Origin of the sequence: Streptomyces sp. NPDC048002, assembly GCF_040653275.1 — a bacterium.
Lineage (GTDB): Bacteria > Actinomycetota > Actinomycetes > Streptomycetales > Streptomycetaceae > Streptomyces.
Window position 1 is genome coordinate 24,129 of sequence record NZ_JBEZNL010000028.1, and the last position, 12,872, is coordinate 37,000.

Genomic DNA, 12,872 nt, shown 5'->3' on the forward strand with positions numbered 1-12,872 from the left:
TGTCTCTAGGGTGCGGCAGCAGCGAAGATTTCTGGATTCTGACCGAAACTTTCGAAATCCCTCGTGGGCGGAGTGGACGCGCCGTCCCGGACTCAAGGAGCGCATGATGGGCGACCCGGCACTGTCCCGCCGCGGCTTCCTGGCGGCCTCCGCCGCTGCCGGTCTGAGCATGACGGCACTGAGCGGCTGCGGCGGCGACTCGGACGGAGGGTCGTCCGACGGCACGACCACCATCGAGTGGTGGAACATCTCCACCACACAGCCCACGAAGGACGTGTGGGCGGGCCTGGCGCGGAAGTTCGAGGCCCAGAACCCCAAGGTCAAGGTGAAGATCGTCCAGTTGGAGAACGACGCCTACAAATCGAAGATGACGGCGCTGACCGCCTCCGGTGAACTCCCGGACATCTTCCACACCTGGGGCGGCGGTGTCCTGCGGCAGCAGGTCGACGCCGGCCTCGTCGAGGACCTCACGGGCCGCACGCAGGACTGGTCGGAAGGACTGCTGCCGGTCGCCAAGGAGCCCTACCTGCTCGACGAGAAGCTCTACGGCGTCCCCTTCGACATCGGGATGATCGGCTTCTGGTACAACAAGGCCCTCTTCAAGAAGGCCGGCATCAGCGCGCCCCCGGCCACCTGGACCGCCGTCCTGGAAGCGGTCGAACGGCTGAAGTCCGCCGGGATCACCCCCCTCGCCCTCGCGGGCAAGGAGAAGTGGCCCGGCATGTACTACTGGTCCTACCTCGCGATGCGCACCGCCGGAGTGGACGCCCTGCGCAAGGCCGACGAGGACAAGGACTTCACCTCCCCCGGGCTCGTCCAGGCGGGCGAGCACCTGAAGGAACTCGTCGAACTGGAGCCGTTCCAGAAGGGGTTCCTCGGCGCCTCCTACTCCGGCCCCACGGGACAGGCGGCCACCGTCGGCAACGGCAAGGCCGCGATGGAACTCATGGGCCAGTGGGCGCCCGTCGTCCAGGCCGACGCGGGCAAGGGCCTCGGCGACGACCTCGGCTTCTTCCCCTTCCCCGCCGTCGAGGGCGGACAGGGAGCGATCACCGAGGTGTTCGGCGGGGGCGGCGGCCACGCCCTGCGCAGCGGCGCCCCGCAGGCGGCCGTGGACTTCCTGAAGTTCTTCGCCTCGGAGGCGACCGACCTGGAACTGGTCGAGAAGACCGGCGTGCTCCCCGTCGTCCCGGCCGCCGAGAGCGCCATCGCGGACCCCAACATCAAGGCCGTGCAGAAGGAACTGACCGCCGCCACCGGCTTCCAGCTCTACCTCGACCAGGCGTACGCGCCCGCCGTCGGCCAGGAGGTCAACGACAGCGTGGGAGCGCTGATAGCCGGGTCCAAGTCGCCGGAGCAGGTCGGCGAGTCGATCACCGGCGTCGCGAAGCAGGAGCAGTAGCCGCCGATGACGTCCACCTTCCTCCCGGACAAGCGGACCGGTCCGGACCCGGAACCCCCGCCCCCGACCGCAGCGGCGGACCGGGAGCGGGCCCGGCGGCGGGCCCTCGACTGGCTCACCGCGGTCTCCTTCCAGGTGCCCGCCCTGGTCCTGTTCGGCGTCCTGGTGCTGCTGCCGATCCTGTTCGCGCTGTACGCCGCCTTCTTCCGGTGGGGCGGCTTCGGCATGCCCTCCGACTACATCGGCGTCGACAACTTCACCCGGCTCCTCGACGACCCGGTCTTCCTCGGCGACCTCTGGCGCTGTCTGGTGCTGGTCGTGCTCTCGCTGGCGCTGCAACTGCCGTTCGCGCTCGCCATGGCCGTCGCGCTCAACCAGCGGATGCGCGGCCGCGCTGTGTACCGGATGCTCTTCTTCGCGCCGTACGTGCTCTCCGAGGCGATCACCGGCGTGCTGTTCAGCATGATCTTCGCGCCGGGCGAGGGCCTCGCCGACCACGTCCTCGGCGGGATCGGCCTGGACGGTCTGGGCGGTGAGTGGTTCGCCGACCCGGACATGGTGATGGCCACCCTGTTCCTCGTCATGACCTGGAAGTACTTCGGCTTCCACATGATGCTGTACCTGGCCGGACTCCAGGCCATCCCGAAGGAGTTGCACGAGGCCGCGCTGATCGACGGCGCCGGTCCCTGGCAGCGGTTCCGCAACGTCACCCTGCCGCTGCTCGCGCCGACCCTGCGGATCAGCGTCTTCCTCTCCGTCATCGGGGCGATCCAGCTCTTCGACCTGGTCTGGGTGGTCACCGCGGGCGGCCCCGACCACCACTCCGAGACCATGGCCGTGACCATGTTCCAGTACGGCTTCAAGCGCTACCAGGTCGGTTACGCCGGCGCGATCAGCGTGGCCATGTTCGCCATCAGCCTCGTCTTCGCCCTCGCCTACCAGCGGTTCGTGCTCCGCCGGGACCTGGAGGGCGCGACCACCACCATGCGGGGAGGCGTCAAGTGACGGTCCGGCCCAAGACCCGTGGACGCGGTCTGCCGCTGCATCTCGTTCTGATCGCGGTCGGCGCGCTGATGGGCGTACCCCTGCTCTACGCGGTCATCTCCGGCTTCAAGTCCACCGACCAGCTCTCCCGCAACCCCATCGGGCTGCCCGACCCCTGGGTGACCGGGAACTACACCGGCATCCTCGCCTCCGGCGACTTCTGGCGGCTGGTCGGCAACAGCACCCTGATCGCGGTGGCCACCACGGTCCTGGTGGTGGCGGCCTCGGCGCTGGCCGCGTTCTCCTTCGCGCGGTTCGCCTTCCGCGGCCGGGAGTGGCTGTTCACGCTGTTCACGATGGGGCTGATGTTCCCCTTCGCGGTGGCGGCGCTGCCGCTGTTCCTGCTGCTGCGCTCGATGAACCTGCTCGACAACCCGCTCGGCGTGATCCTGCCGCAGGCGGCGTTCGGGCTGCCGATGACCATCATCATCCTGCGCGGCTTCTTCCGGCAGATCCCCGGTGAGCTGGAGGAGGCCGCCACCCTCGACGGCTGCGGCCCGCTCGGCTTCTTCTGGCGGGTGCTGCTGCCCATGGCGCGGCCCGCGCTCGGCACGGTGTCCGTCCTCGCCGTGGTCACCAGCTGGAACAACTTCTTCCTGCCGCTGCTCGTCTTCAACGAGCCGACCTGGTGGACGATCCCGATCGGCGTGCAGCAGTTCCAGGGCCAGTACTCGCAGGACGTGGCCCGTGTCTTCGCGTACCTCGTCCTCGCCATGGTCCCGGCCCTGGCCTTCTACTCCGTCGCCGAGCGCCAGCTCGTCGGCGGCCTCACCGCCGGCGCGACGAAGGGATGACCCGCGCCGGCGGACGTACGGCTCACCCACACCCCCTTCGTTCGTGAGGAGTCGCACCATGCGCAGGAACCGCCTCAGACTCGCCGGCCTGCTCGCCGCGGTCCTGGTCGCCGTCACCGCCCCGGCCGCCGAGGCCCGTCCCGAACCGCCCACCCTCGCCGACCTGGCCCAGCGGCACGGCCGCTACTTCGGCAGCGCCACCGACAACCCGGAGCTGACCGACGCCCCCTACACGGCCCTGCTCGGCAGCGAGTTCGACCAGATCACCCCCGGCAACGGCATGAAGTGGTACGCCACCGAGCCCCAGCAAGGCGTCTTCGACTTCTCCCAGGGCGACGAGATCGTCGACCTCGCCCGCGCCAACCACCAGAAGGTGCGCGGGCACACCCTGGTCTGGCACAGCCAACTGCCCGGCTGGCTCAGCGACCGGGAGTGGACGGCGGACGAACTGCGGGCCGTGCTGAAGAAGCACATCCAGACCGAGGTGCGGCACTACCGCGGCAAGGTCTTCGCCTGGGACGTGGTCAACGAGGCCTTCAACGAGGACGGCACCTACCGCGAGACGGTCTTCTACAGGACCCTCGGCCCCGGCTACATCGCCGACGCGCTGCGCTGGGCCCACCAGGCCGACCCCCGCGTGAAGCTCTACCTCAACGACTACAACATCGAGTCGATCGGCCCCAAGAGCGACGCCTACTACCGCCTCGCGCAGGAGCTGAGGGCGCAGGGCGTCCCGTTGCACGGCATCGGTCTACAGGCCCATCTCGCCCTCCAGTACGGCTATCCGGCCACGCTGGAGGACAATCTGCGCCGGTTCTCCCGGCTGGGCCTGGACACCGCGCTCAGCGAGGTCGACATCCGCATGTACGTACCGGCGGACGAGGCGAAGCTGGCGACGCAGGCCGCCTGGTACCGGGATCTGACCGAGGCGTGCCTCGCGGTGCGGCGGTGCGTGGGCATCACGCTCTGGGACTACACGGACAAATACTCGTGGATCCCGGCCTTCTTCGAGGGCGAGGGGGCGGCCCTGCCGTGGGACGAGCAGCTGCGTCCGAAGCCGGCGTACTACGCGATCCGGGAGGCGCTGAAGTAGCCGGAACCCCAGCACGCACGGGGGACTACGGGGAGTGACCGGTGCCGGACACGCGTCGGGGCCGGTGCGCGGATCTGGTCCGCGGGCCGGCCCCCTGGATCTCCGGGCGGTCGGCGGACCGCCCGGCCGCGGTCAGGCCGCGGTCATCACCTGGCCGGTGCCCAACGGGCGGTGCGGGGCGATGATCTGACCGTCGGGCAGGAGCTCACCGGTGTCCTCGAAGTGCAGAACGCCGTTGCACAGCAGGCTCCAGCCCTGTTCCGGGTGGTGCGCCACGAGGCGGGCGGACTCCCGGTCGGCGGAGTCTGCGGAAGGACACGGTGTCTGGTGCTGGCACATGGGTGGGATCTTTCGCTCTGTCGTGGTGTTCATGGCCGCCCCCGTTGCGACAAGTGGTTCGAACCCAGTGTTGCCCCACGGGCGTCGATCCGCAGGGATTTCGGTGCACCGCTTCTCACAGGTTGATGACGCGTCACCCGCGCGGACGGTTCAGCCCAACTGCACTGTCAATTCGGATGGTTCAGGGGGGCCGGATCGGGCTAGTCCATGCAGGTCGGCGGCTCTTGGGAGCGCGTCCTTGCTCGTACGAGCGGGCCAGGGTCGCACACGGCGCCGTACCCCGCGACCGGTGTTCCGGTGGCGGGGTACGGGGCTCGGGGCGGGGGTGAGGGTCGGCCGTTCAGGCGGGGGAGCCGAGCAGCGGGGCCGGGGTCGGGGTCACGCGATGGGTCAGTACCGGCAGCAGATCGGCGGCCCGGTGCGGGCGGTGGGCCGCGATCCCGGGCGGCGCGGGCGCCAGCGGGACGAGGAGGTCCGTGGGCTCGGGGTTCCCGGTCTCGGGGTCGGCCGCGCAGTCGCCGTGCAGCCACAGGGTGAGCATGTACAGGCTCGGGAAGGACAGCAGCCGGGGCTGGTACTCCTGCGGCATGGTCTCGGCCTGGCGCAGCGCTCGCTCGGTGGAGGCGATGTAGGGGCCCTCGAAGAAGTGCGAGAAGGCCCAGCCGTCGGGGGTGAGCCGGGTCTCCGCCGCGGCGACGGCCCGGTCGCCGCAGCGGATCAGGAACCGCCATCCGGCGAGCCGGGTGACGGCGGGTCCGGTGGCGGTGATGCCGTCCAGGACGTGCACCGGGAGGGGCAGTTCGGGGGTCGCGGGCGCCTGAGCGGCACGCAGGGACGGCGTTCGGGCCTCGCGGACCGCGGTGGGTGACCCGAGTGCGGTGAGGACGGAGCGAAGTGCGGGCGTGGGAGCCGGGGGGACATGCAGCGGCATGGTGGGTCGCCTCTCATTCGACAGGCACGGTGGCGCGAGGGCGTGGCGGACGGCGCTGTCAGCTCGCGGGGGGTGGCGAGGGCAGGGGCCGAGGTCTGGATGCGTGGGTGTGCGTCAGGCCTGCCGCAGTCCATCCCTGTGGCAGGTTCTCCGACCGGGCGCCAACCTTCTGCCTTGTCCGCGGAGTTTATACGACAAGTGTTCAGTGAGTGTTTCGTCTACACCTTTGCGGTGCACTCGGCAAGGGTGTATTCGGACGACGATCCGCGGTAATCATCCCGATTCCGGATGGGGTGCGAGGCCTTGACCTCGGTGAATGCGCGTGGAGCGGTCGGCCCATTGTCGTCGGCGTTTTTCACGAGTTCGTCAAGGCGCCGAAACTGCGTACTGCCCCATGCCTGGCGAATGTGCCGCCGGTCACGTGCGACAGCCTAGCGGGCCGCGAGTCGGTCCGGGGACGTTATCGATCGCTCCTGCGGGGCATCATCCAAGCTGACCCGGGACACGGCGGCCGGACGCACGGCCCGCCCAGACGAGGACAGGAGGGACTCCGATGGGGGAGAAGGTCGTGGCAGGGCGGTTCGATCCGTCCGACCGCCAGCGCTACCGCGACAAGCTCCGGAAGTGTCTGGTGGGTCTGGAGCGGCTGCTGGCCGAGAAGCGGTTCGACCGCCCGAAGAACCTCATGGGGCTCGAGATCGAATTGAATCTCGCCGGAGCCGACGGCATGCCGAGAATGTTGAATGCACAGGTTCTCGAGCGGATCGCGAGCCGGGATTTCCAAACAGAACTGGCCATGTTCAACCTGGAAGTCAACATAGCCCCACACCGGCTGGGCGGGCGGGTATTCGACCAGTTGGAGGAGGAGCTTCTCACCTCACTGGCATATGCCCACCGAAAAGCCGGGGAACTCGATGCCGGAATCATGATGATCGGCATTCTGCCGACCCTCGACCGGGACGACCTGGTCTCGTCCAACCTTTCCGACGTCGACCGCTACACCTTGCTCAACGATCAGATCGTCGCCGCCCGCGGCGAGGACTTCGTGCTCGACATCCAGGGCGTGGAACACCTCACCTGCACCTCGAAGTCGATAGCGCCCGAGGCCGCCTGCACCTCGGTCCAACTCCACCTCCAGGTCACGCCGGGCCGCTTCGCCGACGTGTGGAACGCGGCGCAGGCCGTCGCCGCCGCCCAGATCGCGGTCGGCGCCAACTCGCCGTTCCTGTTCGGCCGGGAGCTGTGGAGCGAGTCGCGGCCGCCGCTCTTCCAGCAGTCCACCGACACCCGGCCGCCCGAACTCCAGGCCCAGGGGGTGCGCCCGCGCACCTGGTTCGGGGAGCGCTGGATCACCTCCGCGTACGACCTCTTCGAGGAGAACCTGCGCTACTACCCCGCGCTGCTGCCGATCTGCGACGACGAGGACCCGCTGAGGGTGCTCGACGAGGGAGGCGTCCCCTCGCTCGCCGAACTCGTCCTGCACAACGGCACGGTGTACCGCTGGAACCGCCCGGTCTACGGCATCGCGGACGGCGTCCCGCACCTGCGGGTCGAGAACCGCGTCCTGCCCGCCGGCCCCACCGTCACCGACGTCGTCGCCAACGCGGCCTTCTACTACGGCGTCGTCCGCGCCCTCGCCGAGGAGTCCCGCCCGGTGTGGACCCGGATGCCGTTCGAGGCGGCCGCCGCCAACTTCGACGCCGCCTGTCGGCACGGCATCGACGCCCGCCTCCAGTGGCCCCGGCGCGGACGCCACGGCGGTACCACGGAAGTGGACGCCACCACCCTCGTACGGGACGAACTGCTGCCGCTGGCGGCGGCCGGTCTGGACGCATGGGGTGTCGAACCCGTCGACCGGGATCTGTACCTGGGCGTCATCGAGGAGCGCTGCCGACGGCGGACCAACGGCGCCGCCTGGCAGTCCGCCACCTTCCACCGGGGCCTGGAGCAGGGGCTGTCCCGGGACGCCGCGCTGGCCGCCACGACCCGCCGCTACTGCGAGCTGATGCACGTGGGCGAGCCGGTGCACACCTGGCCGGTGGGACTGCCGGAACCGGTTCCGCTGGGCTGAGGAGCGCCGGACCGGGGGGCGCCGCCGCTCGCTCCATACTGATCGGGCAAGCTGTGACGTCCGATGACGGTGGTGCCCCTGGGAGGCAGTGTGCAGGCGGAGGCGGGTCCCGTTCCCGGTTCGTTCCCGCAGGAGGGGCCCTCGCGCCGGATCCTGAGGGACGAGACGCTGCTGGTGCTGGCGCTCTCGCTGGGGGCGAGCGGGGTCTCGGCCCTGATCAGTTTCATCGGCTCGGTCACCCGCCCCGGGGGCCTGAAGGACCAGGCGGCCACCCTCAACGCCTCCGCGGCGCCGGGCCGTCCCTGGCTGGACCTGGCCTGGCAGCTGTTCGGGATCACCACCTCGCTGGTCCCCGTGCTCCTCGTCGCGCACTTCCTGCTGCGCGAGGGCAGCGGACTGCGCGACCTCGGCTTCGACCGCACCCGCCCCTGGCCCGACCTGGGCCGGGGCGCGGCGATCGCCGCGGTGATCGGCAGCACCGGCATCGCCTTCTACCTCGCCGCCCGGGGCCTGGGCTTCAACCTGACGGTCGTCCCCGAGGCGCTGCCCGAGGTGTGGTGGAAGTACCCGGTGCTGATCCTCTCGGCGCTGCAGAACGCGATCCTCGAAGAGGTCATCGTCGTCGGCTACCTGCTGCGCAGACTGCAGCAGTTGGGCTGGTCGCCGGGTGCCGCGATGGCGGCCAGTTCGGTGCTGCGCGGCTCCTACCACCTGTACCAGGGCATCGGCGGGTTCATCGGCAACCTGGTGATGGGCGTCGTCTTCGTCTACCTCTACCGCCGCTGGGGCCGGGTGGGCCCGCTGGTCGTGGCGCACTCGCTGCTCGACATCGGCGCCTTCGTCGGGTACGCCCTGCTCGCGGGCAAGGTGGACTGGCTGCCCACGGCCTGACCGGGCCGTACGGCGGGGCGCCGGACCCGCCGCCCGGTGCTCATCCGACCAGCAGCTCCCCGTCGATCACCGTGACCGCGCGTCCGCCCAGCAGGGTGCGGTCGCCGCGCGCCTCGGTACGGACGGCACCGGAGCGCGCGGACGCCTGGAGCCCTGTCAGCGCGGGGCGGCCGAGGCGTTCGGACCAGAACGGGGCCAGCGCCGTGTGCGCGCTGCCGGTGACCGGGTCCTCGTCGATGCCGATGTTCGGGAAGAAGCAGCGCGAGACGTAGTCGTACCCCTGGGAGGGGTCCTCGGCGCGGGCGGTGGCGATCACACCGCGCTCGGAGAACGCGCCGAGGGACCTGAGGTCGGGTGCCAGGGCGCGCACGGTCTTCTCGTCGGGCAGTTCCAGCAGCAGATCACCCACGTTCGGGCCGGTGTCGAACGCGCACAGCGGCAGCGCGCCCAGCGCCTCGGCGACCCCGTCCGGAACCTCGGCCGCGGTGAGCGGCGCCGTCGGGAAGTCGAGCACGAACGACCCGTCCTCCTGCGGCGAGGCGACCAGGACGCCGCTGCGCGTGGCGAACCGCACCGGGCCCTCGTGCGCCCCGGTGGTGCGCAGCACGTGGGCGGTGGCGAGGGTCGCGTGACCGCACAGCGCGACCTCGGCGGCGGGTGTGAACCAGCGCAGCGCCCAGTCGGCCGTCGGGTCGCCGGTCAGGGGGTGGGCGAACGCGGTCTCGGCGTGGTTGACCTCCAGGGCGACGTTCTGGAGCCAGTCGTCGGCCGGGAAGGCGTCGAGGAGCAGGACCCCGGCGGGGTTCCCGCTGAACGGGCGGTCGGTGAAGGCGTCGACGATTCGGATGCGCATGGCACGACGGTAGAGGGGTGCCGGGGGCGCGGGCCAAGGCCAATTCCGGGGCGCTGGACCGACCCGGCCGCGCGGGTCCGCCCGAAACAGGGGCTTGCCGTAAGAATAGTTCCGATATATCGTTGACGCATCGCGACAGATCAACGATGGAATGGAGTGATTGCGATGCGTTCCCATGGATTCGAACGTGGACACGGTGGTGCCGGTCGTCAGGGCCGGGGCGGTTTCGACGGTCGGCGTGGTGCCTTCGGGCCCTTCGGGCCGGGCGGTCCCGGTTTCGGGGGCCCGGGCTTCGGCGGCGGACCCGGATTCGGTCCGGGGCCCTGGGGGCCCAGGGGTCGGGGCGGCGGACGGGGGAGGGCGCGGCGCGGTGACGTACGCGCCTCGATCCTGGCCCTGCTCAAGGAACGGCCGATGCACGGCTACGAGATGATCCGCGAGATCGCCGAGCGCAGTGGCGGGGCCTGGAAGCCCAGTCCCGGCTCGGTGTACCCCACTCTCCAGCTCCTGGAGGACGAGGGTCTGATCTCCAGTGAGAGCGAGGGCGGCAAGAAGCTGTTCTCTCTCACCGACACAGGTCGCAGCGCGGCCGACGAAGGCCCCGAGGCGCCCTGGGAAGAGGCCGCGCGAGGGGTCGACTGGGAGGCCGTGAACGACATCCGGCAGGCCGGCTTCGGTCTGATGGAGGCGTTCGGCCAGGTCTGGAAGACCGGCAGCAAGGAGCAGCGCGAGAAGGCGATCTCCGTGATCAACGAAGCGCGCAAGAAGCTGTACCTGATCCTCGCCGACGAGGGCTGACGGCCTCCCCGCCGAGAAGAGGCGCCCCGCGGAACGGTCCGCGGGGGGCCTCTTCTTCGTGTGCCCTCAGGTCACCAGCCCGGCCAGCTTGCGCAGCGACTCGTTCAGCGCGGCCGTCCCCGAGTCCTTCAGCCGGGCCGCCATCAACGACACCGCGGCGCCGGTGAACTCGCCGTCGATCCGTACGGTGGTGGCGTCCCCGTCCGGCGTGAGGGTGTAGCGGGTGGCGACGCTCACCGCCATCGGTCCCTTGCCGCGCAGGGCCAGCACCCGGGCCGGCTCCAGCTCCTCGATGGTCCACTCGACCTCGGCCGGGAAGCCCATCAGCTTCATGTTCTCCTGGAAGGTCCCGCCCACTTGGAGAGCGGCCGGGCCGCCCTTGGGGAAGCTGGTGTGGGTCGCGTTCCACTCGCCGTACCGGGGCCAGTCCGTGAGCTGTGCCCACACCTTGTCGGCCGGTGCCCCGATCCGCGCCTCCGCGTTGACTTCGGCCATGCCGCCACCCTTCGTCGCACGCTACGGTGTCGCGGAACGTAGTCGTGGGGCCCGGAACATTCAATACTGATGAACCGTCAGAATGTGTGGAGGTCGGTGCCGGTCCGGCATCAGGTGGTGACGAGCCGTATGACCGCGGCGTCGAACAGGTCCCAGGCGCGCGGCAGGGCGCTCTCGTCGTGGCAGTGCCAGGCGTCCCAGAACAGGTCGCCGGGCAGCGCGTCCTCCGGGGCGTACACCCGGTAGACGTACTGTCTGCCGTCCACGGCCGGCAGCGCCACCAGCCAGCACCTGCTCTCCATCCACCAGTGGGACGTGCCCCGGACCGGACCCGGTTGCGCGCGGGGCGCGGGGCAAGGCGGCGCGCGCCGTCGACCCGGGAACGGCCTGATCTCATCCCCAGGGAGGAGATTCCGGCGGGCCGGGTCCACTCTGCGTGGGACCCGAAGATGCGTCCCGCCGGGGATGACCGCGTCCCCGGCGACTGATGGGGTAGGGGTTGTGCCATCCCGTATTCCCCGCCAACCGGACCCCGAACAGGCCGGAAGGCGCACGGACAACGATGCCAGGCTCAGCGCGGAGCTGGCAGCGGTGATCTCCGGCGCCCGCCGCCGCGCCGTGCGGGACGCGGACCGCCAGGTCGACACCGCCCATCTGCTGCACTCCCTGCTGGAGTACGACCCCGAGGTGCGGGACGTCTTCGGCGACGCGCCCCGGATCGCCCGGCTGCTCGGCTATCTCGTCCAGCGCAGCATCGGCTACGGCCTGCGCTGGCAGGGCACCGTCGAGGACTCCGGTGCCGTACCCGTGGTGACCGACACCGACGGCCTCTCCCCGCTCGCCGCGGGCGCGCTGGAGTACGCCTGTGAGCGCGCCGCGCTCCGGGAGGAACGCGCCGTCGGCCTGGACCTGCTCGCCGCGCTCGTCGTCGACGCCGGGGCGCGCGCGGTGGAGGTGCTGACCCGCGCCGGGATCGACGCCGACGAGGTGTACGCCCGGATCGACAGCCGGCCGGGGAGCCTCGCGGGCGACCCCGGCTGCTGACCGGACCGGGCTGAACCGGAACGGGCCGGGCTGACCGGTCCGGTCCGCCGCTGTCCATGCGGTGAGACAGGTGTCATCGGGGGTGACGCTCATGTCGTCGCCTGTCATCATGTGCCGGTGCGTACGTCAGAGAGCAGTCAGGGCAGCGGCAGGGGAATGGGGCTGAGCCTCGCCCTCGTCTCCGCGCTCGCCTTCGGGGGATCCGGTGTCGCGGCCAAGCCGCTGATCGAGGCGGGCCTGGACCCGCTGCACGTGGTGTGGCTGAGGGTGGCCGGGGCCGCCCTGGTGATGCTGCCGCTCGCCGTGCGTCATCGCGCGCTGCTGCGGCAACGGCCCGCGCTGCTCGCCGGGTTCGGACTGCTCGGCGTGGCCGGTGTGCAGGCCTTCTACTTCGCCTCCATCTCCCGGATCCCGGTCGGCGTCGCGCTCCTCGTGGAGTACCTCGCGCCCGCGCTGGTGCTGGGCTGGGTCCGCTTCGTGCAGCGGCGGCCGGTGACCCGGGCCGCCGCGCTCGGGGTGGTCCTGGCCGTCGGCGGACTCGCCTGCGTCGTCGAGGTGTGGGCCGGTCTGAGCTTCGACGCGCTCGGCCTGCTCCTCGCGCTCGGCGCGGCCTGCTGCCAGGTCGGCTACTTCGTCCTGTCCGACCAGGGCAGCGATTCGGCCGACGACGTCCCCGACCCGCTCGGTGTCATCGCCTACGGCCTGCTCGTCGGTGCCGTGGTGCTGACGGTGGTGGCCCGGCCCTGGTCGATGGACTGGGCCGTCCTCGCCGACAGCGCGGACATGGACGGCACCCCGGTCGCGGCCGCGCTGCTGCTCTCCTGGATCGTGTTCATCGCCACCGTCGTCGCCTACGTCACCGGTGTGGTCTCGGTGCGCCGGCTCTCCCCGCAGGTCGCGGGCGTGGTCGCCTGTCTCGAAGCGGTCATCGCGACCGTCCTGGCCTGGGTGCTGCTCGGCGAGCACCTCTCCGCACCGCAGATCATCGGCGGCGCGGTGGTCCTGCTCGGCGCCTTCATCGCCCAGTCCTCGGCGCCGGCCAAGGGCTCCGGGGAACCCGTGGCCGCCGGTGGCGGGGCCGAGCGGGAGCTGTCGGCCAGGGGAACGGCCGCGTAGG

14 protein-coding genes are annotated in these 12,872 nt (G+C 70.8%); 9 read left to right on the forward strand and 5 right to left on the reverse strand.

Annotated features, from left to right (window positions below; genetic code table 11):
* Positions 1-106: 106 nt before the first annotated feature.
* The 4 genes from AB0E07_RS28065 to AB0E07_RS28080 all read left to right on the forward strand — a co-directional run bounded on the left by AB0E07_RS28065 (position 107) and on the right by AB0E07_RS28080 (position 4,333).
* Positions 107-1,402 (forward strand): extracellular solute-binding protein, encoded by a 1,296-nt coding sequence (locus AB0E07_RS28065; RefSeq protein ID WP_362257968.1) that lies wholly within the window; start codon positions 107-109, stop codon positions 1,400-1,402.
* A 6-nt stretch (positions 1,403-1,408) separates the two neighbouring features.
* On the forward strand, positions 1,409-2,407 hold the full coding sequence (locus tag AB0E07_RS28070; RefSeq protein ID WP_362257971.1) for a sugar ABC transporter permease: 999 nt from the start codon (positions 1,409-1,411) through the stop codon (positions 2,405-2,407).
* A 68-nt stretch (positions 2,408-2,475) separates the two neighbouring features.
* Positions 2,476-3,240 carry a carbohydrate ABC transporter permease gene (locus AB0E07_RS28075; RefSeq protein ID WP_362258160.1) on the forward strand — a complete coding sequence of 255 codons (765 nt, stop codon included), beginning with the start codon at positions 2,476-2,478 and terminating at the stop codon, positions 3,238-3,240.
* A gap of 58 nt (positions 3,241-3,298) precedes the next feature.
* The gene (locus AB0E07_RS28080; protein ID WP_362257974.1) at positions 3,299-4,333 is read left to right on the forward strand and encodes an endo-1,4-beta-xylanase; all 1,035 of its coding nucleotides are present in this window, start codon (positions 3,299-3,301) and stop codon (positions 4,331-4,333) included.
* A gap of 132 nt (positions 4,334-4,465) precedes the next feature.
* Here AB0E07_RS28080 and AB0E07_RS28085 read toward each other — a convergent pair whose 3' ends face one another.
* Together AB0E07_RS28085 and AB0E07_RS28090 are read right to left on the reverse strand one after the other, a co-directional pair.
* The gene (locus tag AB0E07_RS28085) at positions 4,466-4,672 is read right to left on the reverse strand and encodes a DUF5999 family protein (RefSeq protein ID WP_362257976.1); all 207 of its coding nucleotides are present in this window, start codon (positions 4,670-4,672) and stop codon (positions 4,466-4,468) included.
* 340 nt (positions 4,673-5,012) lie between these two features.
* Positions 5,013-5,603 carry a hypothetical protein gene (locus AB0E07_RS28090; RefSeq protein WP_362257979.1) on the reverse strand — a complete coding sequence of 197 codons (591 nt, stop codon included), beginning with the start codon at positions 5,601-5,603 and terminating at the stop codon, positions 5,013-5,015.
* Between the two features lie 553 nt (positions 5,604-6,156).
* On the opposite strand from AB0E07_RS28090, the gene AB0E07_RS28095 reads away from it, so the two are divergent.
* Together AB0E07_RS28095 and AB0E07_RS28100 are read left to right on the forward strand one after the other, a co-directional pair.
* On the forward strand, positions 6,157-7,674 hold the full coding sequence (locus AB0E07_RS28095; RefSeq protein ID WP_362257981.1) for a glutamate-cysteine ligase family protein: 1,518 nt from the start codon (positions 6,157-6,159) through the stop codon (positions 7,672-7,674).
* Positions 7,675-7,764: 90 nt separating this feature from the next.
* On the forward strand, positions 7,765-8,565 hold the full coding sequence (locus tag AB0E07_RS28100) for a type II CAAX endopeptidase family protein (protein ID WP_362258163.1): 801 nt from the start codon (positions 7,765-7,767) through the stop codon (positions 8,563-8,565).
* Between the two features lie 40 nt (positions 8,566-8,605).
* Here AB0E07_RS28100 and AB0E07_RS28105 read toward each other — a convergent pair whose 3' ends face one another.
* Positions 8,606-9,418 (reverse strand): PhzF family phenazine biosynthesis protein, encoded by an 813-nt coding sequence (locus tag AB0E07_RS28105; protein ID WP_362257984.1) that lies wholly within the window; start codon positions 9,416-9,418, stop codon positions 8,606-8,608.
* 165 nt (positions 9,419-9,583) lie between these two features.
* Here AB0E07_RS28105 and AB0E07_RS28110 point away from each other — a divergent pair, with 165 nt between their 5' ends.
* Positions 9,584-10,216: a PadR family transcriptional regulator gene (locus AB0E07_RS28110; RefSeq protein WP_362257987.1), complete on the forward strand. Its 633-nt coding sequence runs from the start codon at positions 9,584-9,586 to the stop codon at positions 10,214-10,216.
* A 66-nt stretch (positions 10,217-10,282) separates the two neighbouring features.
* On the opposite strand, the gene AB0E07_RS28115 is transcribed toward AB0E07_RS28110, so the two are convergent.
* The gene (locus AB0E07_RS28115; protein ID WP_362257989.1) at positions 10,283-10,711 is read right to left on the reverse strand and encodes an SRPBCC family protein; all 429 of its coding nucleotides are present in this window, start codon (positions 10,709-10,711) and stop codon (positions 10,283-10,285) included.
* A gap of 110 nt (positions 10,712-10,821) precedes the next feature.
* Positions 10,822-11,013, reverse strand: coding sequence for a hypothetical protein (locus AB0E07_RS28120; RefSeq protein WP_362257992.1), 192 nt, complete (start codon positions 11,011-11,013; stop codon positions 10,822-10,824).
* Between the two features lie 199 nt (positions 11,014-11,212).
* Between AB0E07_RS28120 and AB0E07_RS28125 the strand changes: the two genes are divergently transcribed.
* A complete protein-coding gene (locus AB0E07_RS28125) occupies positions 11,213-11,755 on the forward strand; it encodes a Clp protease N-terminal domain-containing protein (RefSeq protein WP_362257995.1) in 543 nt (180 codons plus the stop codon).
* A gap of 111 nt (positions 11,756-11,866) precedes the next feature.
* Entirely contained in the window at positions 11,867-12,871 is a 1,005-nt protein-coding gene (locus AB0E07_RS28130; protein WP_362257998.1) for an EamA family transporter, read from the forward strand.
* Position 12,872: the final 1 nt, after the last annotated feature.

Excerpts from the sequence above, each read along its gene's own strand:
- AB0E07_RS28065 (WP_362257968.1), top strand. The coding sequence starts at position 107 with ATGGGCGACCCGGCACTGTCCCGCCGCGGCTTCCTGGCGGCCTCCGCC.
- AB0E07_RS28120 (WP_362257992.1), bottom strand. The coding sequence starts at position 11,013 with ATGGAGAGCAGGTGCTGGCTGGTGGCGCTGCCGGCCGTGGACGGCAGA.
- AB0E07_RS28075 (WP_362258160.1), top strand. The coding sequence starts at position 2,476 with ATGGGCGTACCCCTGCTCTACGCGGTCATCTCCGGCTTCAAGTCCACC.
- AB0E07_RS28115 (WP_362257989.1), bottom strand. The coding sequence starts at position 10,711 with ATGGCCGAAGTCAACGCGGAGGCGCGGATCGGGGCACCGGCCGACAAG.
- AB0E07_RS28080 (WP_362257974.1), top strand. The coding sequence starts at position 3,299 with ATGCGCAGGAACCGCCTCAGACTCGCCGGCCTGCTCGCCGCGGTCCTG.
- AB0E07_RS28090 (WP_362257979.1), bottom strand. The coding sequence starts at position 5,603 with ATGCCGCTGCATGTCCCCCCGGCTCCCACGCCCGCACTTCGCTCCGTC.
- AB0E07_RS28105 (WP_362257984.1), bottom strand. The coding sequence starts at position 9,418 with ATGCGCATCCGAATCGTCGACGCCTTCACCGACCGCCCGTTCAGCGGG.
- AB0E07_RS28095 (WP_362257981.1), top strand. The coding sequence starts at position 6,157 with ATGGGGGAGAAGGTCGTGGCAGGGCGGTTCGATCCGTCCGACCGCCAG.
- AB0E07_RS28085 (WP_362257976.1), bottom strand. The coding sequence starts at position 4,672 with ATGTGCCAGCACCAGACACCGTGTCCTTCCGCAGACTCCGCCGACCGG.
- AB0E07_RS28070 (WP_362257971.1), top strand. The coding sequence starts at position 1,409 with ATGACGTCCACCTTCCTCCCGGACAAGCGGACCGGTCCGGACCCGGAA.
- AB0E07_RS28110 (WP_362257987.1), top strand. The coding sequence starts at position 9,584 with ATGCGTTCCCATGGATTCGAACGTGGACACGGTGGTGCCGGTCGTCAG.